This window comes from Scytonema sp. UIC 10036, assembly GCF_009725235.1.
In genome coordinates this window covers 1-24226 of the sequence record NZ_WJFC01000018.1, presented here as the reverse complement: position 1 = coordinate 24226, position 24226 = coordinate 1, and the positions used below count along the sequence as shown (strand labels likewise).

At 41.7% G+C, this 24226-nt stretch carries 23 protein-coding genes and 5 pseudogenes; 21 read left to right on the top strand and 7 right to left on the bottom strand.

Translation table 11 applies throughout. The annotated features are described in order from the left end of the window. Positions 1-5 precede the first annotated feature (5 nt). Positions 6-665 carry a DUF1003 domain-containing protein gene (locus F7734_RS11075; protein ID WP_155744702.1) on the bottom strand — a complete coding sequence of 220 codons (660 nt, stop codon included), beginning with the start codon at positions 663-665 and terminating at the stop codon, positions 6-8. A gap of 571 nt (positions 666-1236) precedes the next feature. Between F7734_RS11075 and F7734_RS11070 the strand changes: the two genes are divergently transcribed. The 6 genes and pseudogenes from F7734_RS11070 to F7734_RS66045 all read left to right on the top strand — a co-directional run bounded on the left by F7734_RS11070 (position 1237) and on the right by F7734_RS66045 (position 4674). Next, the gene (locus tag F7734_RS11070) at positions 1237-1437 is read left to right on the top strand and encodes a hypothetical protein (RefSeq protein WP_207714072.1); all 201 of its coding nucleotides are present in this window, start codon (positions 1237-1239) and stop codon (positions 1435-1437) included. Between the two features lie 274 nt (positions 1438-1711). Then, positions 1712-2599 (top strand): Uma2 family endonuclease, encoded by an 888-nt coding sequence (locus F7734_RS11065; protein WP_155744701.1) that lies wholly within the window; start codon positions 1712-1714, stop codon positions 2597-2599. Positions 2600-2922: 323 nt separating this feature from the next. Beyond that, positions 2923-4171, top strand: a pseudogene (locus tag F7734_RS11060) (ISAs1 family transposase); the annotation flags it as partial. A 90-nt stretch (positions 4172-4261) separates the two neighbouring features. Further along, a pseudogene (locus F7734_RS66055) lies at positions 4262-4465 on the top strand (four helix bundle protein); the annotation flags it as partial. After that, complete coding sequence (locus F7734_RS66050; protein ID WP_347566165.1) at positions 4410-4538, top strand: four helix bundle protein; 129 nt, start codon at positions 4410-4412, stop codon at positions 4536-4538. The pseudogene F7734_RS66055 and the gene F7734_RS66050, both read left to right, overlap by 56 nt. Next, the gene (locus F7734_RS66045) at positions 4480-4674 is read left to right on the top strand and encodes a four helix bundle protein (RefSeq protein ID WP_347566164.1); all 195 of its coding nucleotides are present in this window, start codon (positions 4480-4482) and stop codon (positions 4672-4674) included. The genes F7734_RS66050 and F7734_RS66045 overlap by 59 nt, the downstream gene beginning before the upstream one ends. Positions 4675-5255: 581 nt before the next feature. Here the strand turns inward: F7734_RS66045 and F7734_RS11050 are convergent. Together F7734_RS11050 and F7734_RS11040 are read right to left on the bottom strand one after the other, a co-directional pair. Beyond that, positions 5256-5393 carry a hypothetical protein gene (locus tag F7734_RS11050; protein ID WP_155744700.1) on the bottom strand — a complete coding sequence of 46 codons (138 nt, stop codon included), beginning with the start codon at positions 5391-5393 and terminating at the stop codon, positions 5256-5258. A 357-nt stretch (positions 5394-5750) separates the two neighbouring features. Continuing rightward, a complete protein-coding gene (locus F7734_RS11040) occupies positions 5751-9797 on the bottom strand; it encodes a magnesium chelatase subunit H (RefSeq protein ID WP_155744698.1) in 4047 nt (1348 codons plus the stop codon). A 441-nt stretch (positions 9798-10238) separates the two neighbouring features. Here F7734_RS11040 and F7734_RS11035 point away from each other — a divergent pair. The 10 genes and pseudogenes from F7734_RS11035 to F7734_RS10990 all read left to right on the top strand — a co-directional run. Next, positions 10239-10718, top strand: a pseudogene (locus tag F7734_RS11035) (lipid-A-disaccharide synthase); the annotation flags it as partial. A 124-nt stretch (positions 10719-10842) separates the two neighbouring features. Further along, positions 10843-12177: a nitrogenase iron-molybdenum cofactor biosynthesis protein NifN gene (gene nifN, locus F7734_RS11030; RefSeq protein ID WP_155744697.1), complete on the top strand. Its 1335-nt coding sequence runs from the start codon at positions 10843-10845 to the stop codon at positions 12175-12177. Between the two features lie 116 nt (positions 12178-12293). Further along, positions 12294-12707, top strand: a complete 414-nt coding sequence (gene nifX / locus F7734_RS11025; RefSeq protein WP_155744696.1) for a nitrogen fixation protein NifX — start codon at positions 12294-12296, stop codon at positions 12705-12707. After that, positions 12704-13180 (top strand): NifX-associated nitrogen fixation protein, encoded by a 477-nt coding sequence (locus tag F7734_RS11020; protein WP_155744695.1) that lies wholly within the window; start codon positions 12704-12706, stop codon positions 13178-13180. The genes nifX and F7734_RS11020 overlap by 4 nt, the downstream gene beginning before the upstream one ends. A 329-nt stretch (positions 13181-13509) precedes the next feature. Beyond that, on the top strand, positions 13510-13734 hold the full coding sequence (locus F7734_RS11015) for a CCE_0567 family metalloprotein (RefSeq protein WP_155744694.1): 225 nt from the start codon (positions 13510-13512) through the stop codon (positions 13732-13734). Then, positions 13731-14048: a nitrogenase-stabilizing/protective protein NifW gene (gene nifW / locus F7734_RS11010; RefSeq protein ID WP_155744693.1), complete on the top strand. Its 318-nt coding sequence runs from the start codon at positions 13731-13733 to the stop codon at positions 14046-14048. Before F7734_RS11015 ends, nifW begins: the two co-directional genes overlap by 4 nt. 10 nt (positions 14049-14058) lie before the next feature. After that, entirely contained in the window at positions 14059-14850 is a 792-nt protein-coding gene (locus tag F7734_RS11005; RefSeq protein ID WP_166481842.1) for a HesA/MoeB/ThiF family protein, read from the top strand. Positions 14851-14950: 100 nt separating this feature from the next. After that, positions 14951-15322 carry an iron-sulfur cluster assembly accessory protein gene (locus F7734_RS11000; RefSeq protein ID WP_155744692.1) on the top strand — a complete coding sequence of 124 codons (372 nt, stop codon included), beginning with the start codon at positions 14951-14953 and terminating at the stop codon, positions 15320-15322. 95 nt (positions 15323-15417) lie between these two features. Beyond that, entirely contained in the window at positions 15418-15717 is a 300-nt protein-coding gene (locus F7734_RS10995; RefSeq protein WP_038073675.1) for a 2Fe-2S iron-sulfur cluster-binding protein, read from the top strand. Between the two features lie 738 nt (positions 15718-16455). Then, on the top strand, positions 16456-17109 hold the full coding sequence (locus F7734_RS10990) for a class I SAM-dependent methyltransferase (RefSeq protein ID WP_155744691.1): 654 nt from the start codon (positions 16456-16458) through the stop codon (positions 17107-17109). Positions 17110-17243: 134 nt separating this feature from the next. Here the strand turns inward: F7734_RS10990 and F7734_RS10985 are convergent, their stop codons facing one another. Next, positions 17244-18011, bottom strand: coding sequence for a DUF4142 domain-containing protein (locus F7734_RS10985; protein WP_243146807.1), 768 nt, complete (start codon positions 18009-18011; stop codon positions 17244-17246). A gap of 376 nt (positions 18012-18387) precedes the next feature. On the opposite strand from F7734_RS10985, the pseudogene F7734_RS10980 reads away from it, so the two are divergent. The 5 genes and pseudogenes from F7734_RS10980 to F7734_RS10965 all read left to right on the top strand — a co-directional run. Continuing rightward, positions 18388-18659: pseudogene (locus F7734_RS10980) on the top strand (ankyrin repeat domain-containing protein); the annotation flags it as partial. Continuing rightward, positions 18634-18900 (top strand): annotated as a pseudogene (locus F7734_RS10975) (SagB/ThcOx family dehydrogenase); the annotation flags it as partial. The pseudogenes F7734_RS10980 and F7734_RS10975, both read left to right, overlap by 26 nt. 330 nt (positions 18901-19230) lie before the next feature. After that, positions 19231-19830 (top strand): hypothetical protein, encoded by a 600-nt coding sequence (locus tag F7734_RS66040; RefSeq protein ID WP_347566163.1) that lies wholly within the window; start codon positions 19231-19233, stop codon positions 19828-19830. Positions 19831-19896: 66 nt separating this feature from the next. Beyond that, a complete protein-coding gene (locus F7734_RS66035) occupies positions 19897-20109 on the top strand; it encodes a hypothetical protein (RefSeq protein WP_347566162.1) in 213 nt (70 codons plus the stop codon). Next, on the top strand, positions 20078-20449 hold the full coding sequence (locus F7734_RS10965; RefSeq protein ID WP_155744690.1) for a hypothetical protein: 372 nt from the start codon (positions 20078-20080) through the stop codon (positions 20447-20449). Before F7734_RS66035 ends, F7734_RS10965 begins: the two co-directional genes overlap by 32 nt. A 237-nt stretch (positions 20450-20686) precedes the next feature. Here the strand turns inward: F7734_RS10965 and F7734_RS10960 are convergent, their stop codons facing one another. The 3 genes from F7734_RS10960 to F7734_RS10950 form a co-directional block, all read right to left on the bottom strand. Beyond that, positions 20687-22330 carry a fasciclin domain-containing protein gene (locus F7734_RS10960; RefSeq protein ID WP_243146806.1) on the bottom strand — a complete coding sequence of 548 codons (1644 nt, stop codon included), beginning with the start codon at positions 22328-22330 and terminating at the stop codon, positions 20687-20689. 235 nt (positions 22331-22565) lie between these two features. After that, positions 22566-23312 carry a DUF4386 domain-containing protein gene (locus tag F7734_RS10955; protein WP_243146805.1) on the bottom strand — a complete coding sequence of 249 codons (747 nt, stop codon included), beginning with the start codon at positions 23310-23312 and terminating at the stop codon, positions 22566-22568. A 145-nt stretch (positions 23313-23457) separates the two neighbouring features. Next, positions 23458-23925, bottom strand: a complete 468-nt coding sequence (locus F7734_RS10950) for a hydrogenase maturation protease (protein WP_155744688.1) — start codon at positions 23923-23925, stop codon at positions 23458-23460. Positions 23926-24226: the final 301 nt, after the last annotated feature.

Below are 24226 nucleotides of genomic sequence, written 5' to 3'. Positions count from 1 at the left end.
CTCTCTTACCAACGAATCAACTCTTCAGCCACTTTGCGATCGTCCTCAATTTGTTGCTCAATACTCGAAAGCTTATTGTGGGAAGCTGACTTCAGGAATTTCTGATTGGTTTGAACATTATTTCCCGTGACTAAATGAACTTTAACCTCTTGAGATTCAGTGACTAAAGCGACTTTAATCTCATTCAAAGCTTGTTGTTGCTCTTTAATAATTTGTGTCAGTTCGTTTAACTTTTGAGCGTGGAATTCATCTAATTTCTCATGCAGCAGTTCAATATTTTGTCCGGCTCTAAGATTCACTAGGTGGTCAATTTCAGCATTTTTACGGTCAGTGTCAGATTGACGGTTTTGACTCATCAAGACGACAGGGGCTGTGTAGGCTGATGCAAAGGAAAACACTAAGTTTAGCATCATGAACGGTGATTCATCCCAGTGAGGCAATCCTGGTATAGAGTTCACACCAACCCATCCTGCTAAAATCGCACTTTGACCGATAAGAAATCCCCAAGATCCCACCTGTGCTGCTAATTTATCTGCAAGGCGCTGTCCCGGAGTCAATTCTTGAGTTGCTATATTTGGAGTGACTTGCTGTTTCTCAATCACAGAGGAATTGTTAGCGGCTTTTGTATCAACAGTGTTTGATAGTGTTTTCTTTGTCAGTTTCATCTTGCACCTCGGCGTTTTTCTTGTTTGTGTTTTGCCTGATGTCTCTTAATGTACGCCGCGCCAACGATAAGAGCAAATACTCTTTGTTTTCAAAACGATAGATAAAAGTAATGATACAACATTTTCTCAAATTCTTGCTAGAGGTCTCTTCTCAACACAATTTTGGGTGACTTGTTGAAACGTTACGGAATCGATCTTGAAACTCTAAATAAGCAACTGGCACAAACGGTTTACAAGATTGCACCCAAATAAAAACCCCATCAGCTTGTCGCGTCAAGGGTTAGTTTAGCTTGTGTGGTAAGAGAGAAATAGTTCTCATTAAGTTATAGGTAGAAATCAAGCTAACTTATGCACCACAATAAAAGTGAAAAAAGTAAGATAAAGTTAAGACTTGTTTGACGGCGCGATCGTTTTGCCAAAAAAGAGGTTGTTTTATGGGGTTTTGGGGTTTCAATTCCGAAGCTAGTGATTGGGTGTTGATAGTGTTAAAAGTTTCCTATCGAAAGAAGAACCTGAGAACGTGAATTTACCGAAGGGCCATTTTGACCCTTCGGAGAGCACAGCAAAAACTTTGGCTGAGCAACACAAAGTTGGCGAGCGTACTATCAAGAGAGATGCTCAATTCACTACCGCACTGGATATCATAGCTCAAGTGTTGGGGGAAGATCTCAAACACTCTATATTAACTCGTACCGCCGGACTGACCAAAAAAGACACTTTGTCGGTTGTACGGGTTGGCTTTGAATTAGCGATCGCGTTTCCCGAATGCTAAAATTGAACTGTTCGAGAACCATTTCTAGCGTAAAGTCACTATATACCATCGTAGTATTGCTCTTCCATAATCTACTTTTAACACAGTTGATCCATAAGGCTACTTACCCATAGATACCTTAGTGTAAATTTTGACATATCTAAAATCAGTACAAATAAACTAGTTACTTATGCTAATTTTTTAATTGAGGTGCCGAAGTATAAAGTGTGTGTAGATATTTGCCGCGTTTAGGATTGTTATATTTGGATAAATGGAAAAACGGAGGCTGAAAACTATGACTACAAGCATTGAGCGCACGGCAATACTCTCTCCTTTCCCAGACCATACTCAATTACCAGACGAAGACGGAACTTTTGTGAAGAATTTTCAGGAGCATCCTCAGAGTCTTATTTTAACAGACTCTATTGGCCCAGTCTTAGAAAAAATTCATCCTGATGGTCAATATGCTATTGGGCAAGATTGTGGAATCTATTGGAGAGAAACTGACCCCCCAGAAAAAGGTGCAGAGGCACCTGACTGGTTTTATGTTGGTGGTGTACCTCCTACTATTAATGGAGAAATTAGACGCTCCTACGTACTTAGGCTAGAGTATATCCGACCATTAATTGCTCTAGAATTTGCCAGTGGTGACGGTTCAGAAGAAAGAGATACGACTCCTTTATCTCGTAATAAAGAAGGCGAAATAATTAAACCAGGCAAGTTTTGGGTTTACGAACGTATTATTAATATACCTTATTATGGAATATACGAAATTAAAACGGGTAATCTAGAAGTTTACAAATTAGTAGGTGGTTCCTATCGTAAAATGCAACCAAATGTACAAGGACGTTACTTGATTGAGCCATTGGAAGTCGAATTAGGTTTATGGTCAGGAACTTATCAAAATCAAACCCAACTTTGGTTACGTTGGTGGGATACTTCAGGAAATATGCTATTAATTGGTAGCGAACGTGCTGAAATTGAACGGGAACGTGCCGAAACTGAGCGTGAGCGTGCCGAAACTGAGCGTGAGCGTGCCGAAACTGAGCGTGAGCGTGCTGAAGTAGCAGAAAATGCACAGCGAGATGCAATTCCCCGGCTACTTGGATTAGGATTATCTATTGAACAAATAGCCGAAGCGCTTTCATTGCCCATAGAAGAAGTCAGGTCTCGAATGCAATAATTATTACAGAAGAAAATATTCACCACTCAATGGCTCAATTGTTATGTACCAGTTGTAGTGAGTTTGCATATAACCGTTCAGGGGGGGTAGCAGGGAAAACGCATCTAAAAGGCAGGGGAAGCAGAGGAAGCAGGGGAAGCAGGGGAGGTTAATCGGCAAAAATATCAATTTTCAGAGAGTATAAACGAGAATACTTGTTACTTGTTGACAAATGTGACATACACATAGATTTTAGGATGATTTTCAAGTGTATCATTCAAATCAGGTAATAGAGAAGCCTTGTGGTACTCTATTATAAAAGGGTGCCTTTTTTAACAAGATATATGAAACTTCAACCCAAAATAAAAATTGTCGAGCATTTTGCGTGCGTTATCAGATCCGAGAGTAGATAGAACAAAACAGCATAAACTTATTGATATTATTACTATTGCCATTTGCGCTGTCATATGTGGAGCACTTATGGTGGGTAGCGATTGAAACTTATGGAAAAGCAAAATATAAATGGTTGCAACAGTTTTTAGAATTACCAAATGGAATTCCCTCCGGGTTCGCCAGTTCCCTACGGAGGGAGACCCTCCTTCAGGACTGGTCTCACCATCACATGATACTTTTGCGCTTAATTTTTTCTCGGCTCGACCCACAAGAGTTTCAAGAATGTTTTTTAAGTTGGATTCAATCTCTCAGTAAAATTCCGGAGGGAGAAGTTATAGCAATTGATGGAAAAACTTTAAGAGGGTCATATGATAAAGGGAAAGACAAAGCAGCTATCCATATGGTGAGTCCAGCCCTGTAGAAAGGTTTCCTTTCGTAGGGGACTGGCGAACCCGAAGGGTTAATGCTTGGGCCAGTGAAAATCGTTTAGTTTTAGGACAACGAAAGGTAGATAAAAAATCTAATGAAATCAAAGCAATTCCAGAGCTAATTAAAATATTAGATGTAGCTGGTTGTCTTGTAACAATTGATGCCATGGGTTGTCAAAAAGAAATAGTAAAATTAATTACTCATCAGCAAGGCGATTACATTATTACACTGAAAAAAAATCAAAAGAATCTATATAAAAATGTAGAGGAAATATTTAAAGACGCAATTGCAAATAAATTTGATGGATACAATCATAGCAGTTACCATACCCGTGAAAACAATCATGGAAGAGATGAAATACGTCATTACATAATGTTGTCAGATATAGTGACCAAGGTAGATCCAAATTATGAATGGGTTAATTTGAATAGTATAGGAATGGTTGAATCAATAAGAAGTGTGAATGGTAAAACTAGTGTAGAAACTCGTTATTTTATTTGTAGTTTGAGTAATGATGCAGAAAAACTAGGGAGATCAATACGTAATCATTGGGGAATTGAAAACTCTCTCCATTGGGGGAAGTGATGTTGCTGTCTTGTGAAGACGAATGTCGAATCCGAAAAGATAATGCGCCGTACTATTTTTGCGGTTCTTCGTCGTATAGCCGTTAATCTTTTAAGTCAAGAAAAGACTAAGAAGATAGGGATTAAAAACAAACAATTTTTAGCAGCAATGGACGACAAGTATTTGAACGAAGTTCTACAATTAGTGCTATTAAAAAAATCATTATTTATCCGCCAAACACTAGATGAATTTGTTATTCAAAAGTCAAATACTATTAACACTAATAGGCTCAATAAAATGACTAGAGAACCGATAAAAGACCATAAAGACTTGGGAATTTATAAAATTGCTTTTTCTGTAGCCATGGAAATTTTTGAGGTGTCCAAAAAGTTTCCTCCAGATGAAAGATTTGCTTTGACTGACCCTCCGGGTTCAGCAGTCGCTCATGGGGGAAACCCCCAAGACCGCGCTGCTTCACCAAATTCGCCGTTCTTCACGCTCGGTTTGTGCAAATCTTGCGGAAGCCTGGAGGAAACGGCGGTCTTGTTGCAGCTTTTATTGCCAAATTAAATGACTGTGAAGCCGAAGCTAACGAAGATAGGACTTGGCTGGATTTTGCCATTAAATGTGGTTACATAAATGCCGAAGCCGGACTTGAACTTTACGCTCGCACTCAACCAAGTTTTATCTGGTTTGGTAAACATGATTAACAATCCATCACCCTGGTTGATTAATCGTTAAACTCATAAAATTTGTCTAATAAGTTAGGTAAAAATTACCAACAGTTTTCTTTCCTCCCCTGCCTCAGAGCCTCCCCTGCTACCCCTGCCTGCCACCTTTACTTTGATTTTAGATACGTTTTCCCTGGGGGGGGTAGAAGGGCGAGCGCACTTCTCAAAGTTCTCGATATTTTTCTCGGTTTCACCAAGACATTGACGTTTTGATTTTGAAGTCATATTATGTAGCGATAAGTATTGTATTTCTAAGCAGTAATGCCAAGAAAGTTAGCCATTGTGGTTCTTGCGTACTTAGCGTGCTAAATCAATATCATAGTGCCAAGAAAGTAAAGCTCTAATTTCACGCATTGTGAAAATTCCTAAAGCCAAATCCACTTCGCTTTATTAACTTCAATTCTAATAACTTTTTTTCCGGCTTATCTATCAATAGAATCATTGTTTTCTTCCAAAAGATGTCATCAGCAAATGTTTATGTGGTGTGTGATGTTGAGAATGCGATCGCATGACAGCGCAAGCCGTACCCGGCTTATCGCGAAGCGCAAGCTGTACTCAGCTTATCGCCCCAACGCAACTAAGTTGGCAATTTGCTGTTCGCAAGGCGTTAAGCGATGGGTGTGAAACTCTCGAATAAAATTCGCTCGCTCGCCAAGAGTCTGCCCGTGCTGCTTGGACTCTAGTTTTTCAGCATTCATCTGGTGACTCCACTTCCAATACTGCAAGGGCTGAGAGAAATTGTAGGTTGGGTAGAGCACAAGCGTTACCCAACAAATGCCGTTGAAGAAGGCAGGAGACAGATTCCCTTCAGCATAGCTGCCTCCTGCCCTCTGCCTTTCTTGATAAATGTTGGGTTTCGTTTCTCAACCCAACCTACGTAATTGCGTGTTTTTATGCAAAACCTACGCAGTATTGACTCCACTTCACTTAGAGGTGCTTCATCCGCTGATTGGATTCACGTTATTCTATGCTTCTTTAAGCCTTAAAGATTTTGTCCCTATTTCTGTAAAGACTAGCATGGCTAGTCTCTACATCGTGGGTTACAAGGTTACACCCTACTCAATTCCCTCAATCCGGTCTTCAACCTCCTGGTACAACTCGCGCAACAAGTCTAAATTCTGCTCGCTCGTCTCCCAGTAACCGCGACCGTTTACTTCCAACAAAGTAGAAACCATTTTGCGGAATGAATGGGGGTTAAGATTCAGCAAACGCTTCCGCATTTCTTCATCTTTGATAAACGTGGTATTAACATCCTCATACACCCAGTTATCAACAGCACCTGCGGTTGCACTCCAACCCATTGTATTGACCAATCGCTTGGAGAGTTCTCGCACGCCTTCGTAACCGTGAGAAAGCATACCCTCGTACCACTTGGGATTTAACAACTTGGTACGAGTATCCAAACGTACAGTTTCTGATAAAGTGCGGACTTGTGCATTGGCTGTCGTCGTATCTGCAATATAGGATGCTGGTGTCTTCCCATCACCCCGCAAGCCACTAATAACCTTAGTAGGATCGGAATCAAAGTAATGAGAAACATCCGTCAAGCTAATCTCGGAAGAGTCGAGATTTTGGAAAGTCACTTGAGCAGTTTTCAAGGTCTTTTCAAAAATAGCTCTTGATTCTTCCATCGTACCGGGGTTATCGGCACTGAACGCAAAGGACTTGCGCTTGAGGTACATTTCCTGCAATTCAGCTTCGCTATCCCAAGTGCTGTTTTCTACTGCCAAGTTAATATTGGATGAGTAGGAACCAGAAGCATTGGAGAAGATGCGAGTTGCTGCTTGGCGCAGGTTAATACCCATTTCTTCAGCTTGTTCCAAGGCGTGCTTGCGAATAAAGTTCATTTCTACAGGTTCATCCGCTTCTGCTGCCATCTTAACCGCTTGATCTAGCAGGTTCATTTGGTTGATGAACAAGTCGCGGAAGACTCCAGAACAGTTAACAACCACGTCAATGCGGGGACGTCCCAACTCTTCTAAAGGTATCAATTCTAACTTGTTCACCCGTCCCAATGCATCGGGAACCGGTCGCACTCCCACCATCCACATAATTTGTGCTAGAGATTCACCGTAAGTTTTGATGTTATCGGTTCCCCAAAGCACGCAAGCGATGGTTTCGGGATATTGACCGCCATTTTCTGCCCTATTCCTTGCTAGCAAGCGATCTACAACAATTTTTGCTGACTGTACTGCAGCCGTTGTGGGGATAGCTTGGGGATCGAGGGCGTGGATGTTTTTCCCTGTAGGCAATACATCTGGGTTGCGGATGGGATCGCCACCGGGACCGGGAAGAATGTACTCACCTTCTAACCCTTGGAGCAATCCTCCCAATTCATTATCCGCGCAAACTTGTTGCAAGCAGAATTCCAAATACTCAAAGAGATTTTGGATTTTGGATTTTGGATTTTGGATTTGAGAATTAGGGTCTAAAATCGGAAATCCCAAATCCAAAATTGCCTGAACCCAAGGTTCTTTTTTGCCCATATTGAAGAAGTTGAGCTTGGAAACGCGGGAAACTCGTCCTTCTGCATCTGTTTGCTCTTTCACAAGGGCTGAAACAGCAGCACGGGTTGCTATTGTGATGTCTTGCAGCAACTGAACATCTTCTAAAACGCCTTTGTCGCTGTTTTGGTAAATCTCATCAATATTACGTCCCACGCTACTTGCAATAATACGAGGAAGACTGAGTACTTCGTCTTCAGGACGGTCTAGGCTGGCAATGTTAACGAGAGTTGCGATCGCTTCTTCTGCAGAAGGTGGTTTCCCTATCACGTGCAATCCACAGGGTAACAGTCGCGATTCAATCTCCATCAACTTACGATACACCAAGCCAACGATATTATCGCGTTCTTCACCGCTCATATCCTTGGCATCCATCTCTGGCAAAGCGATATCCTTATCCAAATTTACCATCCGGCATTTATCCATGATGGTGTTGACAATAGGAATACCTCGCCCGCTATCCTTAAGAGTTTGGTAAGAAGCAATCAACTCGCTGAGTTCTTTCAACCCCTTATACAAACCAGCATTTTCTGCAGGAGGAGTCAGATAAGAAATTGTTTCAGCGTAACTGCGGCGCTTGGCAATTGTTGCTTCACTGGGGTTATTAGCAGCATAGTAATAAAGATTGGGAATTGTTCCAATCAAGTTATCTGGATAACATTCTCCAGACATCCCCATTTGTTTCCCTGGCATAAATTCCAAGGAACCGTGAGTCCCAAAGTGCAGCACTGCATCTGCTTGCCAAATTTGCTCTAAGTAGGTGTAGTAAGCCGCAAAACCGTGGTGGGGACTTGCAGAACGGGAGAACAACAACCGCATTGGGTCCCCTTCATAACCAAAGGTGGGCTGAACTCCAATGAAAACGTTCCCAAATTGCTTACCATAAATCAGCAAGTTTTGACCGTCACTGTTGAGATGTCCTGGAGGTGGTCCCCAGTTTTCTTCCAATCTTTGGGAGTAAGGCGTGAGTGCTTCATACTCGCGAACCGACATCCGGTAAGCCACGTTAAGTTCGGGGCTGCTGTACTGGGCTTGAGCATCGTGGATGACTTGTTCCATCAACTCCTTAGCGTTTTCTGGCAAGTCTTGCACGTCATACCCGTTGTTCCTGAGTGCTTTCATCACCTCGTAAATGGAACCAAACACATCCAGGTATGCAGCCGTTCCCACGTTCCCTTTATCCGGTGGGAAACTGAACACAGTGATGGCAACTTTCTTGGCTAATTTCGGTTTGCGGCGTAGATTAGCCCATTTGAGAGCACGTTGTGCAACTGCTTCAATGCGGTCTTGCAGTGCGATCGCTTTCCCTGTTGTGCCATCCCGTCCTGATAGAATTATCGGTTCAATTGCTCCATCTAATTCAGGAAGTGCAATTTGCAATGCTACCTGAATCGGGTGCAATCCCAAATCGCTATCTTGCCATTCTTCTGTAGTTTGGAAGACCAGAGGTAATGCCACCATGTAAGGACGGTTTAACCGTTTCAGCGCCTCAATTGCTTTAGGATGGTCTTGACGTGCAGGTCCACCGACTAAAGCAAAGCCCGTCAGGGATACAACAGCATCCACTAAGGGATGAGGACTTGGAGATTTCCCATTCCCCGATCCCCAGTCCCCAGTTCCCTTATCATAGAAAAATGCTTCTACTGGCTTGGAAAAGTCTAACCCTCCTGCAAACACTGGAACAACTCTTGCTCCCATTGCTTCGAGTTCTTGTACCATCGCTACATAGTGAGCATCATCACCAGTAACAAGGTGCGTGCGTTGCAAGACCAATCCAATACATGGTGCTAAGGGGTCTTTGAGATCGGGAGAAATATCCGGGCGGCTGCTGTACCAATTTAGATACTCCCTCACATCCTCATACATTGTGGTAGCAAGAGGATGCCAAATCCCCATATCTGGGTAAACCACTGGTGGTTGGTATTGTACAGACTTGTTGTTGCTAGTCTCAACACCTTTCAAAACGTACTTGTCAGCCAGCATGAGCAAGAAGTTTTCCAGATTATCTGGCGACCCTCCCAACCAGTACTGAAAGCTGAGCATAAAATTTCGGGCATCTTGTGCTTTATCCATTGGCAGGAACTTGAGTACCTGCGGCAATGTCCTCAGCAGTTTTAGCATTCCATCTTGGAAACCCGCGCCGGATTTTTCCTTGCGCTTTCGCATGAACTGTGCTATTGCACTTTTAGATTGCCCCAACTGTGCCAAGGAGAAGGTGCCCATTTTATTTAGGCGCATAACTTCAGGCATTGAGGGGAACACAACGGCTACATCCAGGCGATCGCGGTATGGTTCTACTGCTGTTACTAATTTCTGGGCTAAGTCTTCTATAAAAATCAGTGAGGCAATAAAGATATTGGCAGTTGCGATATCTTTTTTGAACTCCTCGTAGTTTTCTTTGTCGCGGAGTTCTTCGATTAAATAACCACTGATTTCAATCGCCAGATTGGGATTGTTTTCGTTAATCGCCCGAACCGCTTGTGACAATGCACTTTGGTACTGGGACTCTAACACGACATAGACCACCTTAATTAAGTGACGCCCCTGCAATTGGTTGGGGGCGATGTGTCTAATGGTGGACTTGACGTGAGTGAACATGCTTCCTAGGCTCCTTTGATGCGTGTTCTCTGACTGGAAGAACTTTTCGGCAAATTTGCCTATTGAGTCTTCTTCTGGTCGGCAATATGAGTTTTTTACCAGAAAAAGCTTACCCATAGGGCATTTTGTCGCCTATCTGACACAAAATGATATAAAAAATGAAATATTTTGTAAACTTGTTTGACAATTCTCCAAAGTATTCACTCACAATTTGTAAATAATTCGCAACAATTTTTTAGGGGGTAGGGGTTAGGGGTTAGGGGGTAGGAGTTCGGTACAGAATTTTAAACAGTTAACTGAACAAGGAACAAATATTTCCTTAAAAATGACAATGGTGGAATGTATAGAAGTTGCCCGACTGTAGTATTCTCACCCTCCTTCCTAGCTTCTGCATAGGAACAACAGCAGGAGAGAAACCCCTACCCCCTACCCCTACCCCTAATGACTGCCGATATTTTAATTCTTTCAAACGGACCTGGAGAAGTCACAACTTGGGTACGCCCAGTGGTGAAGCAATTGCGACAACAATTGGGAAATAACCGCGAACAAATTAGAATTTCCATCATCTTGTCACCTTGTCCCAACTCTAGTGGCAAAGAAGCAGAAATAGCTCGTTCTTTTCCCGAAGTAGATAGAGTGCAAGCCGCAGAACATTTTTGGAATTTTTTGCTTTGGGGAAAAACCTTTGAAAATTGGGAATGGCGCAAGTGCGGTGTTGTTGTTTTTTTGGGTGGGGATCAAATTTTCCCAGTTATTGTTGGCAGAAGATTGGGATACCGTACAGTTGTTTACGCCGAATGGGAAGCACGCTGGTATAACTGGATCGATCGTTTTGGAGTGATGAAGCCCGAAGTAGCAGCACGCATCCCTCAAAAATATACTCACAAGTTCACAGTCATCGGAGATTTGATGGCAGAAGCCCAGGTCATTGGGGACAAGGGGGACAGGGGGGACAAGGTAGAATGTTCTTCCTTGTCTACCCCATCTTCCTTGTCTACCCCATCTCCCTTGTCTACCCACTCCCCATCTCTAGAGGTTATCTAAAATGGCGATCGTTACTGTTACCAATTCCTCAGTTGCAGTGAATCCCTTAAAACTCAGCCAACCTTTGGGTGCTGCTTTAGCTTTGTTGGGCTTGAAGGGGATGATACCACTGTTCCACGGTTCCCAAGGCTGTACTGCTTTTGCTAAGTCTTTATTGGTGAAGCATTTCTCTGAGACAATTCCCCTATCTACAACAGCAATGTCGGAAGTCAGCACTATCTTGGGCGGAGAGGAAAATGTTGAACAAGCTATTCTGACTTTAGCAGAAAGATTGAAGCCAGATGTCATTGGTTTGTGTACTACTGCACTGACGGAAACCAGAGGGGATGATATGCCCCACATTCTTAAGGGTATTCGCAAACGTCACCCAGAATTAAATAGCTTACCAGTTGTCTTGGTTTCCTCTCCAGATTTTAAAGGTTCTTTGCAAGATGGATATGCTGCGGCTGTAGAGAGCATAGTCCGAGAACTTGCTCAAAAAAGTGACGAGCAAAATCCCCATCCCATGCAAATTGCGATTTTGCCAAGTTCTGCTTTTACTCCTGGGGATGTTGAGGAGATAAAAGAGATTGTCACTGCTTTTGGACTGAAACCCATTGTTGTACCGGATCTGGCTGCATCTTTGGATGGTCATTTGGAAGATTCTTATAGTGCAATTACAGCCAACGGTACAAGTTTAGCAGAATTGAGAGAAATTGGTAATTCTGCATTCACTTTAGCTTTAGGTGAAAGTATGCGGGGTGCAGCAAAAATTCTGCACGATCGCTTTAACATTCCCTATGAAGTTTTTGGCGAACTGACTGGATTAGAACCAGTTGATAACTTTTTACAAGCATTGGCAGATTTGAGTGGAACTGCGGTACCAGAAAAATACCGCCGCCAACGCCGTCAGTTGCAAGACGCCATGCTAGATACTCACTTTTTCTTTGGTTGCAAGCGAGTGTCTCTAGCACTAGAACCGGATTTACTCGGTTCAACGGTTTATTTTCTACAATCCATGGGTGCTGAAATTCACGCAGCCGTTACAACAACTCGTTCTCCCATGTTGGAAAAACTTCCTATCAATACAGTGACTGTAGGTGATTTGGAAGATTTTGAACAACTGGCTGTTGGTTCCGATTTGCTGATCGGAAATTCTCATACTGTTGCGATCGCAAAACGTTTGGGCGTTCCTGTTTACCGTCAAGGTATTCCCATTTTTGACCGTTTAGGTAATGGTTTGTATACCAAAGTAGGCTACCGAGGAACCATAGAGATTCTGTTTGATATTGCCAACATCTTTATGGAAGAGGAAGAAGCCAAAGCTCACCAGTTGAGAGAGTTAGTAACTTGCTAATGGCTAATGGCTAATGGCTAATGGCTAATGGCTAATGGCTAATGGCTAATGGCAAACAATTAACAATTAGCAATTAGCTATTAGCTATTAGCAAATATGATGAGAGGAGAATAAGGATGAAAGTAGCTTTTGCAACCAGCGATCGAATACATATTAATGCTCATTTTGGATGGTCAAAAGAGATTGATGTGTATGAAGTTTCAAAAGATGGATATGAGTTTCTAGAAACTCTCAAGTTTGATGGTCATCTCAAACAAGATGGAAATGAGGATAAACTCGGTCCAAAGCTTGATGCCTTAGTTGATTGCAAAATTGTTTATGTTTCTGCGATTGGTAGTACTGCGGCTGCTAAATTAATCAAAAAAGGAGTAACCCCAGTCAAAGCACATTCTGAGGAAGATGCGATCGCTGATGTTTTAAACAATTTAGTACAAACTTTAAACGGAAGCCCGCCACCTTGGTTGCGTAAAGCGCTACAAGAAAACCCCCAAACTTTTGAAAATGAATTAGAAGAGGAAGCTGCTGTATGAGTCTATCTAATAGTGTAAACGGAACTGCTGCAGCCGATATTTTAAACTCGCCTTTTCTCAAGGCAATAGTGCAGCAAATCCGAGGTCAAGACAGTTATGGAACTTTTCGCAATTGGTCAGATGACTTATTGCTCAAACCATATATTGTTAGCAAACAACAGAAACGGGAAATACCTGTTGATGGTGATGTTGACCCGATGACTGTATCGCGGATTATGATATTTTACCGTGCTATAGCTGCTCGTATTGAACAAGAAACTGGTTTGTTATCTCAAGTTGTCGTTGATTTAAGCCATGAAGGTTTTGGTTGGGCTTTAGTCTTTTCTGGTCGTCTTTTGTTAGTTGTTAAAACTTTACGAGATGCTCACCGTTTTGGCTTTGACTCATTAGAGAAATTGTCAGAAGAGGGAGAAAAGTTAGTTCAAAAAGGAGTTGAACTAGCGAAAATTTACCCTGAAGTCAGCAAAATCTAAGAATTTTGGATTTTGGATTTTGGATTTTGGATTTTGGATTTTGATCATTTGGTGATTGTCATAAATGGGTTAATTGGATATAACAATGATTTTTGGAAAACTTAGAAATAGGCAATAAGATTTTTAATTGATTTGTTTTTTCTAAAAACAACAACGAAAAAAGTTTTTTTGCAAGTCAATTAATTTTGTTGTTTAAGCTACAGTTGCTCCAAAATTTGTTGTTATTCCTTAATGCTCAACAGTAACTTAAAATTCAAATTCAAAAACTTACAATTCCAAATTAGATAATCCAAAATCCAAAATCCAAAATCCAAAATGAGGAGATGTCGATGGCTCAAACTGGTAATGAAACCACTAGTATTGAGGATTTAAAAACTCAAATAAAACGCCTCAATAGTAAGGCAGGTCAAATGAAAATGGACTTGCACGATCTAGCTGAAGGTTTGCCTACAGATTACCAACAACTGATGGATGTTGCAGCCGCCACTTATGAAATTTTTCGTCAATTAGATGAACTTAAGCAACAGCTAAAAAAACTGGAGCAGGGAAAATGACCTGGGATTATAGTAAATTCAAAGAAATTGTACAAGCAGAGGAATATTTTGAGTTTTTTGGACTGCCTTACGATCAAAAGATTGTTAATGTCAATCGCCTACATATTTTGAAAAAGTTTTCTCAATTGATTGGGGAAATTGATAATAATTATACTGACCTCAACGATCTGGAACGGTTAAGTAAATATTGTGAGGCGCTAAAACAAGCTTATCAGGTATTTCTCTCTTCAACACCTCAAGAACAAAAGCTGTTCAAAGTGTTTAATGAGAAGCCCAAAAATGTAGTTACGCTGACAGAAATCACTTCTGATTAGGAGGTAAAAAGTGATAAACCTAACGCCTACCGAATTAGAACGCTATCGTCGCCAAATGATGCTTCCTAATTTTGGAGAAACAGCACAGAAGCGCCTCAAGTCAGCGACAGTTCTAGTTACGGGTGTAGGAGGATTGGGCGGTACAGCGGCGCTATACCTTGCGGTAGCTGGCGTTGGGCGGCTGATTCTGGTTCGTGGTGGTGATCTGCGGCTTGACGACATGAATCGTCAGGTTCTTATGACTCATGATTGGGTAGGTAAGCCAAGAGTCTTCAAAGCAAAAGAAACTCTGGAAGCTATCAATCCTGATGTCGTCATAGAAGCAGTGCATGAATATGTCACTCCGGAAAATGTGGATTCCTTAGTACAATCAGCTGATATGGCTCTTGATTGCGCTCATAACTTTACAGAGCGCGATCTGCTAAATGAAGCTTGTGTGCGCTGGCGTAAGCCTATGGTGGAAGCAGCAATGGACGGAATGGAGGCATATCTCACAACGATTATTCCTGGTGTGACTCCTTGCTTGTCTTGCTTGTTCCCAGAAAAGCCTGATTGGGATAGGCGCGGTTTTTCAGTTCTGGGTGCTGTTTCCGGCACACTGGCTTGTTTAACTGCTTTAGAAGCTATCAAGTTGATCACTGGGTTAAGTCAGCCTCTGTTATCGCAATTGTTGACCATAGACTTAGCTCGGATGGAGTTTGCCAAACGCCGTTCTTATCGCGATCGCTCTTGTCCGGTCTGTGGTAACAATGCCCCTTGGCGATACTCACAATCTACGCCGATGGAATCATTAATGGGTTAATTGCTAATTGCTAATTGCTAACTGCTAATTGTCAATCTTCCATTAGCCATTAGCCATTAGCCATTAGCCATTAGCAACTAGCAATTCAGGAGAATATTCAATGACTGTGACTTTGACAGAAAAAGCAGAATTTCACCTGCGGGCATTACTGCGAGGTTCTAATCCCGAAACAACTACGCCAACTAAAGGCATCCGCATCTCTGTCAAAGACGGTGGTTGCAGTGGCTATGAGTATGCAATGGAAATCACAAGTTCGCCGCGACCAGATGATGTAGTAAGCCAAGAAGGTAAAGTGCTTATTTATGTTGATGCCAAAAGTGCGCCGCTGTTGCAAGGAATGATTGTTGATTTTGTGGATGGGGTGATGGAAAGCGGCTTTAAATTTATCAACCCCAATGCCACAGAAACTTGCGGTTGTGGAAAGTCCTTTAAAACAGCTGACTGCTCATCCGCAGGTACACCCTGTAAATAATTCGTAATTATGAATTATGAATTATGAATTATGAATTGGCAAACACCCTTGAAGCCATAAAACCATTATGTACCGAGTGTGCGAGGATTTGGAAAATGGCTACATATCAAGTTAGACTGATCAACAAGAAAGAAAATCTCGACACTACAATTGAAGTCGATGAAGAGACTACTATCTTAGACGCAGCAGGAGAACAAGGTATTGATTTGCCTTTCTCTTGTCACTCAGGTGCTTGCTCTAGCTGCGTTGGAAAAGTTGTTGAAGGTGAAATCGACCAATCTGACCAAACATTCTTGGACGACGAGCAAGTAGGACAAGGGTTTGCTCTGCTTTGTGTAACCTACCCACGTTCTAACTGCACAATTAAGACTCACCAAGAACCTTACTTGGTATAGATCTCAATACTACGTAGGTTTTGCTTAAAAATCCGAAAATACGTAGGTTGGGGAGCCAGCCCTGATAGCGAAGCGTGGCGCGAATGCGCCATAGGAGGGTTTCCCTCCGCACCTTTACTGGCGTTTGAGGAACGAAACCCAACATTTACAAGCATTTGTTGGGTTTCACACACGGGTTTACCCCTACTACAAAAACTCGAGACCCCTTGCAGTATTGGTATAGATCTCAGACTTGCGCCTCTCCCACTCTCGCTCTCAACAGCAGGGTGGGAGAGTTTTTAGTAATCAGTGACCAGTGACCGGTGACCAACGATTGGTGACCGGTTAAAAGAGTATAAAAAGGAAGAAGGAAAAAGGTAAAATGATTACCTTTTTCCTTACGCCTTTGTCTAAATGCTCATCTCACATCCAAATAGGAAATTTGTTTTTTGCTAGCTTGGAGATTGCTAACCCTTATACTGTATTTTTTACTTTTTTATTCTAGCAAATTAATACTAACTCTCTACCATGATTATCGTCTTCCGTAAATCTACTAGAATAGCTAATAAAGTATTTCTGTAATTTCACGTAAAATCTTGTTGTTCGTAACGATTCAGCGATCGGATTACACAGCTTTTCCTATCTGTAACCTAGTTTTAGAAAAGTGGTATAATTTGCTTGCTACTAATATTTGTTCAACTAGAAAATATTTATACAATAAAAATTTAAACTTTATTTATACGGAATTCCTGGTTGCTTATGTTAGACTCAAACAACGATCGCTCTCAAGAAGTTTTTGAGCGCCGATGGTCTGTTTATTATGACGCTGTTGTGGGTCGTCCTCCCCGAGATACCTTACTGACAGCTCTTGCAAACTTTGAATTGGAAAGGGTTGAAGATAGCAGAAAAGATACTCGTGCATCACAATTTGCAGTCGATCTGGGTTGTGGGGAAGGAAGAGATACAGTAGAACTTTTGCGTCGGGGCTGGCGAGTTTTAGCTATTGATGGTCAAACGGAAGCAATTACTAGATTGTTGAATCGTCCGGATACCGATCGCAAACTTTTAGAAACCCGCGTAAGCCGCTTTGAATATGTGAGTTTACCAGAATCAGTAAATATGGTAAACGCCAGTTTTTCGCTACCGTTTTGTTCTCCGGAACATTTCCCTGAGTTATGGGAAAAAATAACTTTATCCTTGAGATCTAGAGGACGATTTTGCGGCCAATTGTTTGGCGATCGCGATTCTTGGGCAGTTTTTCCAACGCTTACCCACCACACGCGCCAACAAGTGGAAGTGTTACTGCAACCTTTTGAAATAGAGATGCTTGACGAAGAAGAGCACCCTGGAAAAACTGCTATTGGAGAAGATAAATATTGGCATCTTTTTCAAATTGTTGCTCGGAAAAAATGAAAGCAGTCGCTGAAGAACTTTCCAAGAAATGAATTACCGATACTGTGGTGTATTTTGTGGTGCGAGCGTCCTTACCCGTCTCTAAACTAATACCAAGTAAGATACCTGCACCACAACAGAAGAACTTAGAAATTTCAACGCCCTGTATCTGGTGCCGGACTAGTCGTTCCCGTGCCTGGAGTTCTCGTCCCCGGAGTATTTGTAGTAGGCGTATTTGTACCGGGTGTATTCCTGTTAGGAGAAGTTCCGGAACTGGAACCTGAATCACCTGCATTTCCTACCATACTCTGTGCCATCTTTAAATGCTCGGCAACAACTGGTGCAACTTTATTAGCAAAGGCTTTTAACTCAGCGTCAGTGCCGTTACTAATGTAGTTTTGGTAATTAGCTAAAGTTTTAGTGTGAGCTGTTACCTGTCCTTGCATATATGCTTGGTCAAAATTTGTACCACTCGCATTTGTAAGTTGCGTCAATAAAGCTCTATTGGCATCACCTAGAGTTGTTGGTAGTTTGTAACCCTTTTGTTGAGCTATTTTTGTCAATTGTTGGCTCGAATTTGTATGCTCTTTAATCATTCGCTGTGCAAAGTTTCTCACCTCAGGGCTTTTTGCACGTTGAAGAGCTAGTTGGCTTGTTTGGATCTCTAACAAGTCACTTTGCCTTGCCTGGGTGGCAAATTCCTGGTTTATGTTAGCTTGGGAACCAGTACGATTTGTAGACCCAGGAGCAGGGCTTGTCGTACCTGGAGTCTTCTGAGCAAGGATGAACTGCTCGGAATTCTTAAAAGTATCCGAGTTAGTATTGGCTTGTCCTATAGTAGGAAAAACGATAATAGCACTTATGCCAGCGACTCCCAGACAGCTGCCAACAAAATTTTTGATGAATTGTGTTCGATTGTGCATAGTTTTTACCATTAAGTAGGTGTTGGCTTTCTGAATGAAAAGGTATCCATTATTGTTGTTGAAATCTTCTACCTTTGGAGTAGCTTTACTTTATGTCTGTGGAATGAATTATTGAGCGTTAAACATATCACTGATTGGTTCATTTCGGATAGAAAATTCTTTTTTTTTATAAGTCAGCTATATTATATAATTAATTGATAAATTTTGAAAATTATCCCGAAATCTATAATATATGTCGCATTTATTAAGAGGCAACAAGTATTCTCGTTCGTACTTTCTTAAAATTGATATTTTGACCGATTAACCTCCCCTGCTTCCCCTGCCTTTTAGATGCGTTTGCCCTGGGGGTGTACCTTATAAGACTGAGAAAGGCTATAATGCTTTGTGGTTTGCTTGTTTTGGCGATCGCTATCAATTAATCGAGTTGTTACTATCTGTAAAAATTGATATTAACAATCAAAATGATAACGGTGCAACTGTCTTAATGTATGCAGCCTCAGCCGGAAAGACTGAAATTGTCAAGTTGCTTTTGACACATAATCCCAATCTAGAGCTAAAGAATTTAATGATTATAAAGCAATAGATTTTGCCAGTAATGTAGACGTTTTAAGAATTTTGAAAAATGCCAGCCAGCAAAACAGTAGGTAAGAATTACCACAACGCTACAAAACACTTATATGTTTCGGTGCTGACAAATCCAAACTATGTGGATGCCTCTACCCAACCTTATCCGATTCATTCATTTATTTGGCTAACAAGTCCCATAACTTTTGAGAAAAATTGTCAAGATAGCCCCTATAGGTTGCGCGTCAATCCATCAGCAGGTGCTCTTTATCCTACTGAGATTTATGTCCAAATTCGGGGAATTGAAGGGATAGTTGACGCAATACTGCAAGGGATCTCGGAAATTGTAGGTTGAGTAAACCCGTGGGGAAACCCAACAAATGTCTGTCAATGTTGGGTTTCGTTCCTCAAACGCCACTTCACTCAACTCTGGAAACCAGAGCATGTGAGTGGCTCCCCAACCTACGTGTTTTTGTATTTTTAGGCTTAAGGGACAAGTATTGATAGTTGACGGAATCTACCATCTTGAAGTTGCCAATTGTTGTCTAAGTCTTATTTATGAATTAATTGATGATGGATTAGAAAGTTATATTTCACCGAATAATAGTATCAATGGATTCATTTTTTTTATCAGTTGCGTTTATTATAGGTCTAGTTGGAAATATCAAGACAGAGGTGTGAGGTACAGATTCTAGATAGCGGTCATCATTTAGGTGCTATTGCAGCCTCAGCTTACTTTCACAACAAAGATATCCAACTTATTTTTGATTTTGATAAACTCGCTCTCAATTTAGACTTAGGCTTTGAGAATAAAGAGTTTATTACAGCTTGTGCCATTTCTGGTGGTTTTCAAGCAAAAAAAGTCAGACGCCTCAGGCTAAAAGTTCCTTTTGTCTGTGGAACTGATTCTTTTGATATAGAAACTGAAGATGGCTATATAGAAACGGCTTCGCAGGTAAGTCCCCAAAAGCAACTTGAATACCCGCAGTTCAGCTTTGACAAGGAAAAGTTTTTCCAAACACTTTGGAACAGGCGTTCTTGCCGACGCTTTCTTAAAGGATCTATCTCTGCAAGCGTTTTCTGTAGTATTTTGCAGGAAGTGGAAAAAGCAATACCAACAGAAAGTTTTGAGGAGATAGAAATTTATTCTGCTGTTAACAGAGTTGAAGGAATATTGCCCGGTTTATACTACCGAAATCACAGAATTAAAGAAGGTGATTTTAGTGACAGGGTAGGATACTTGTGCGTAAACTAAGCTCTTGCCAAAGATAGTGCTGTAACTTTGTTTCTTGTATCTGATTACAGTAACTATCAAACTGCAATGCAAATTGCAGGTTTTTCAGGGCAAAGAGTATATTTATTTAGCAATTATTGGGGAGTTCAGTGTAGTGGTATTGGCGCTTTCTATGATGACGAAACAAGCAATTTCTTAGAAACGAAGAAAGATATTCTCTACACGTTGGTAATTGGTCAATCAATGAAACAATCAAGGAACAAGGAAGATGAAGAGAAGGCATTTCTACCACGAGGATGATTCACATCCTGTTCAATTAACATCAGCAGATATTATTTTACGTCAGCAACTGGAATATTCTATAAGTCGATATTTTTATGAAGGATGCGATCGCACCATCCAAGATTTATTAGCTGCTTGTAGGTGGTATGTCACTACTCAGGCAACTGGGTTGACCTTAGTTATCGAATGTACCGATCAAATCACAAATTGGCGGATTTTGCAACAGCTAACAAATATGGCAGAATTACTACACAAAGTTGTTAGCAGTGCTAAAATTCGCGTTTGCCCGCCAAAAGGACAGGGAATGCCTTTTGAAATGAGAGTTGACGAGCTATCCGTTTACCGGAATAGGGCATGAAGTGGTTAGTGGTTAGTGGTTAGTGGTTAGTGGTTAGTGGTTAGTGGTTAGTGGTTAGTGGTAGTGGTTAGTGGTTAGTGGTTAGTGGTTAGTGGTTAGTGGTTAGTGGTTAGTGGTTAGTGGTTAATAGATAGTAGCTCAAACTATAGATATAACAACCAACAACCAACAACTAACAACCAACAACTAACAACCAACAACCAACAACCAACAACCAACAACTAATAACTAACCAAATTAGAAGCGGAAATTATAACCAATTCCCAGTACAATCCCCACATCAGTATCATCCAGAAAGGCTGCATTAACAGCACCTGTTAATGTAAATCGACGACCTAAAGGCACGTCCACACCGCCAGAGAGGAGGAAACCAACATCAGCGTCATCGCTAGTTTCAATAGCAACACCAGCTCCTATGTAAGGAGCTATACCAAAGGTGTTGTTGAAGGCATCCGTGGAGCGCTGGGCAAAGTCGAAGGAAATAGGAACTAAAACAACAGTATCATCTCCAATAACTGCTGATGGTCTGACAGAGATGAATCGTGTCAGCCCAATTTTGCTGACAACTGCAAAGTTACCTTCAGCAAGTGCTGAATCGCCACCCAAACCAATATTGCCACCAACTCCAATGTAACTAGAAACACCGCGAGTTGCTCTACCTGGTGTAATATCGTCTCCTCCATTCCGTGGCTTTTGACCTAAGCTGACATTAGATGGGATGAGTACTTGGTTGATAGGATAAATAACACCATTGCTTGCTTGAACACCAGACTGAAGAACACTCGCGTTGTTGACTGTGATTTGATTGGTATTTGTATTAACTTTGAGATTTAAGGTTTGACCTTCGGCGGTTTCTATGTTTCCACTCTTGAGTTCATTGGTTGCGATCGCACCAGGAACCACGTGGTATCTTAAAATTCGGAGCAGCGTTTCTCTGTTTTCTGGCTGTTGTAACTGCTGTAAAGTGGTTTGAGGCACAGCAGCAAATGCCTCATCTGTTGGAGCAAAAACAGTGTAAGGACCTTGTTGTTGTAAAGTATCAGCTAAACCTGCTGTCTTTAATAAAGAAGTCAGAACTGTAAAGGAACCGCTAGCCCCAGCCAAGGACACAATATCTTGGTTGTTTGGTGTACTATCACCAGCCGTCCTACCCACGATATAACTAGCAGCTGCCACATTGCCAGGAATGGGTTGTAACTGTCCCAATCTAACCAAAGCTTGATATATATGTGCTGCGGCTTCCGCACGAGTTAGGGCTGTAAGAGGATTGAGCACATTTACATTTGGATAGTTGACCACAAGATTAGCTTGTGTTGCACTTGCGACACCACTTAGAGCATAACTGGGAATAGTACTGGCATCTGTATAGTAAGTTGTAAGAACTTGCTCTGTTGAAGTACTGCTTGCTGTTAAACCAAGACCACTTGCCAGAGAAATAATTGCTTGTACCTTAGGAATTCGCTCGTTTGGCACAAACAAGTTTCCTGGGTAGCCTGACATAAATCCAGTTTCATATGCTTCTTGAATTGCAGAAGCAGCCCAGTAAGCAGAACGCACGTCTCTAAACCCGCCTTGGGGTAACTGCCGAACCTGGTTTTGGTTGAAAGCTTTTTGAATCATTGCCGCGAATTCAGCACGAGTGACGGGCTGATCCGGTCTGTAGGTGCCATCAGGAAAGCCAACAATGATGTCCCTTGCTGCTAGGGCTTGAATAAATGGCTGCGCCCAGTAATTCGAGCCAACATCAGGGAAGTTCGTGTTCTGAGCTACAGTTGGAGCACCGATCTGCGCTGAAACTGGAGCAGAAATCAAATTGGGAGCCACGGCTACAGTTGCCACTCCGAGGGCAATTAGGGCGGCACTTCTTGCTGTCAAATGCATCTTTTTATACATACCTTTATAAGTTAGTTAAGAGTGATAGCGGTAAAAAATGCACCAATGGAGCTGATATCCTCAAAAAAAGAGAATTTTTAGACTAAATTCTTTACATAGCTTGATATATCTCTTTAACAAACAACTTAGCATCTATCTTAAGCAAGGATTTCCTGTGTGATGGGTATTACAAATCCTTTTTTCCTCTCGTTCCTGGGCTGCAGCCCAGGAACGAGGTGAGGGGTCAGACCCACCATTCGCTAAATTTTTCCACAGCTAATCGACGTTTATTAACTCTTAATAAAGAAACTCCTACCACGATGAGCCAAACTTCCCAAAGCATAAATCCGATTGAAGCTGTTTTGAACACTGGTGTTGAAGGGATTACTGTAGCAAACATCTCGCTTTGTCCCAGAATCCACAAGGGAACTGTCATGATTCCCATCCAACCAACCCGACGCTTGAACAAGGGCGAGCGCAACATTGCGACACTAACGCCTAATGTCCAACCTACTAGCAGTATTTGTCCTAGATGCTCGCCAATCACCACACCGCCATATTGATGAACTGCTTGGTAAACGACAACAACTGCTGCACGGGTTGTGTCACTTGCAGATGGATCGACATATAATTTAGCTAATAAGGGAATAACAAACACCCAACGCATTAGCCCGATGGACTGTAGCGTCCCGGAAATCACCCCCATTAGGGTAGCGGTGGATAGATACGGCGTGCTTTCGGACGCCAACACTTTTTCAAGAAGGGTACTAGCAGGGATGAATAACAATGCGATCGCAGCAAAGAAAAACCACGTTAAGATCAGTCCAGTTCCACCGGCATGAAACTGAGTTAGAACGTAGTCGGTAGGTTTGCGTAGGATATCGTCATACTCAAAGTTTTGAGTTAACAACCAGAAAGGCACATTGATGGAAAAGGAGAAAAGAATAAACAAAGCACCCGTTGTTCTAACAAGCTGCAAGCGATTCATCATCACTCTCTCTATTTTTTAGTACACAGCGTTTTGACTTACAGTTCCAAGGTATGCTTTCTGATAGTGTTTAAATTGACCTGTTGCGCCAAGTCATTGACTCCTTACGCCTTTCTGGAAAACTGTGGGGTGACTTTTCCTAAACGTTTTACTGCGATCGCTGAATCGTAGAAATAATTTCTTGAAAAACGATCTCAGCAGAAGATTTGACTGCAGAACTTAACTCAAAACCAAAATCAAGATTTTCTGCTTCTATTAAATAAACTGTGACTTCTTCGGGAAAATCTTCTTTGAAAATTTTCCTACCTGCAGCCAACGCATTGTCCCAACGAAAATCATGTAAGTTATAGCTGGGTTCGGGTAACGCTTCAAGTTCTTCTCCTGGAACTTTAAAAATCGCACCCGGTTCTGAACCCGTTGAGCTAGCATCCAGAATCATTAATTTTTTGCTACCTCTTGCTTGAAACATCACTTCCATTCCTGCTGTACCGCAATCATAAACTCTCACTTGAGGATGGGGATGTTGGCTCAGATATTGCTGTAGCTTTTGAGCAATAATTACACCTACAGCATCATCGCTACGATTCAGATTTCCGCAACCTATAATGGTAAACATTAAAAAATATTAAACTAGCATTTCGTTTTTGCCGATCGCCAGCCATGAAGTGGATGGGCATTACCGACGATATATGATGGCTAGATTATTTATACGCTAACTATTAGCTACAATCAGAGCAAGCTTGAAAAAATTTTAGTATGATAGCCCCCTACAACCGCCCAAAATGAACCTTAGAGGATGTTTGAAAAGTGGTTGGCTGTGATTTTTCTTGCATTATTACCCCCCTTAATCCCCCCTTAGAAAGGGGGGAAATTGAATTTCCAATTCCCTCCCCTTTCCAAGGGGAGGGTTAGGGTGG

What these genes read in the sequence shown, in the direction of transcription:
- nifN (WP_155744697.1), top strand. Translation starts at nt 10,843, where the DNA reads ATGGCGATCGTTACTGTTACCAATTCCTCAGTTGCAGTGAATCCCTTA.
- F7734_RS10995 (WP_038073675.1), top strand. Translation starts at nt 15,418, where the DNA reads ATGGCTACATATCAAGTTAGACTGATCAACAAGAAAGAAAATCTCGAC.
- F7734_RS10950 (WP_155744688.1), bottom strand. Translation starts at nt 23,925, where the DNA reads ATGTTTACCATTATAGGTTGCGGAAATCTGAATCGTAGCGATGATGCT.
- F7734_RS11040 (WP_155744698.1), bottom strand. Translation starts at nt 9,797, where the DNA reads ATGTTCACTCACGTCAAGTCCACCATTAGACACATCGCCCCCAACCAA.
- F7734_RS66035 (WP_347566162.1), top strand. Translation starts at nt 19,897, where the DNA reads ATGCAAATTGCAGGTTTTTCAGGGCAAAGAGTATATTTATTTAGCAAT.
- F7734_RS10985 (WP_243146807.1), bottom strand. Translation starts at nt 18,011, where the DNA reads ATGCACAATCGAACACAATTCATCAAAAATTTTGTTGGCAGCTGTCTG.
- F7734_RS11050 (WP_155744700.1), bottom strand. Translation starts at nt 5,393, where the DNA reads ATGAATGCTGAAAAACTAGAGTCCAAGCAGCACGGGCAGACTCTTGGC.
- nifW (WP_155744693.1), top strand. Translation starts at nt 13,731, where the DNA reads ATGACCTGGGATTATAGTAAATTCAAAGAAATTGTACAAGCAGAGGAA.
- F7734_RS10955 (WP_243146805.1), bottom strand. Translation starts at nt 23,312, where the DNA reads ATGATGAATCGCTTGCAGCTTGTTAGAACAACGGGTGCTTTGTTTATT.
- nifX (WP_155744696.1), top strand. Translation starts at nt 12,294, where the DNA reads ATGAAAGTAGCTTTTGCAACCAGCGATCGAATACATATTAATGCTCAT.
- F7734_RS10960 (WP_243146806.1), bottom strand. Translation starts at nt 22,330, where the DNA reads ATGCATTTGACAGCAAGAAGTGCCGCCCTAATTGCCCTCGGAGTGGCA.
- F7734_RS11015 (WP_155744694.1), top strand. Translation starts at nt 13,510, where the DNA reads ATGGCTCAAACTGGTAATGAAACCACTAGTATTGAGGATTTAAAAACT.
- F7734_RS11065 (WP_155744701.1), top strand. Translation starts at nt 1,712, where the DNA reads ATGACTACAAGCATTGAGCGCACGGCAATACTCTCTCCTTTCCCAGAC.
- F7734_RS11020 (WP_155744695.1), top strand. Translation starts at nt 12,704, where the DNA reads ATGAGTCTATCTAATAGTGTAAACGGAACTGCTGCAGCCGATATTTTA.
- F7734_RS11000 (WP_155744692.1), top strand. Translation starts at nt 14,951, where the DNA reads ATGACTGTGACTTTGACAGAAAAAGCAGAATTTCACCTGCGGGCATTA.
- F7734_RS10990 (WP_155744691.1), top strand. Translation starts at nt 16,456, where the DNA reads ATGTTAGACTCAAACAACGATCGCTCTCAAGAAGTTTTTGAGCGCCGA.
- F7734_RS11075 (WP_155744702.1), bottom strand. Translation starts at nt 665, where the DNA reads ATGAAACTGACAAAGAAAACACTATCAAACACTGTTGATACAAAAGCC.
- F7734_RS10965 (WP_155744690.1), top strand. Translation starts at nt 20,078, where the DNA reads ATGAAGAGAAGGCATTTCTACCACGAGGATGATTCACATCCTGTTCAA.
- F7734_RS66050 (WP_347566165.1), top strand. Translation starts at nt 4,410, where the DNA reads ATGGGGGAAACCCCCAAGACCGCGCTGCTTCACCAAATTCGCCGTTCT.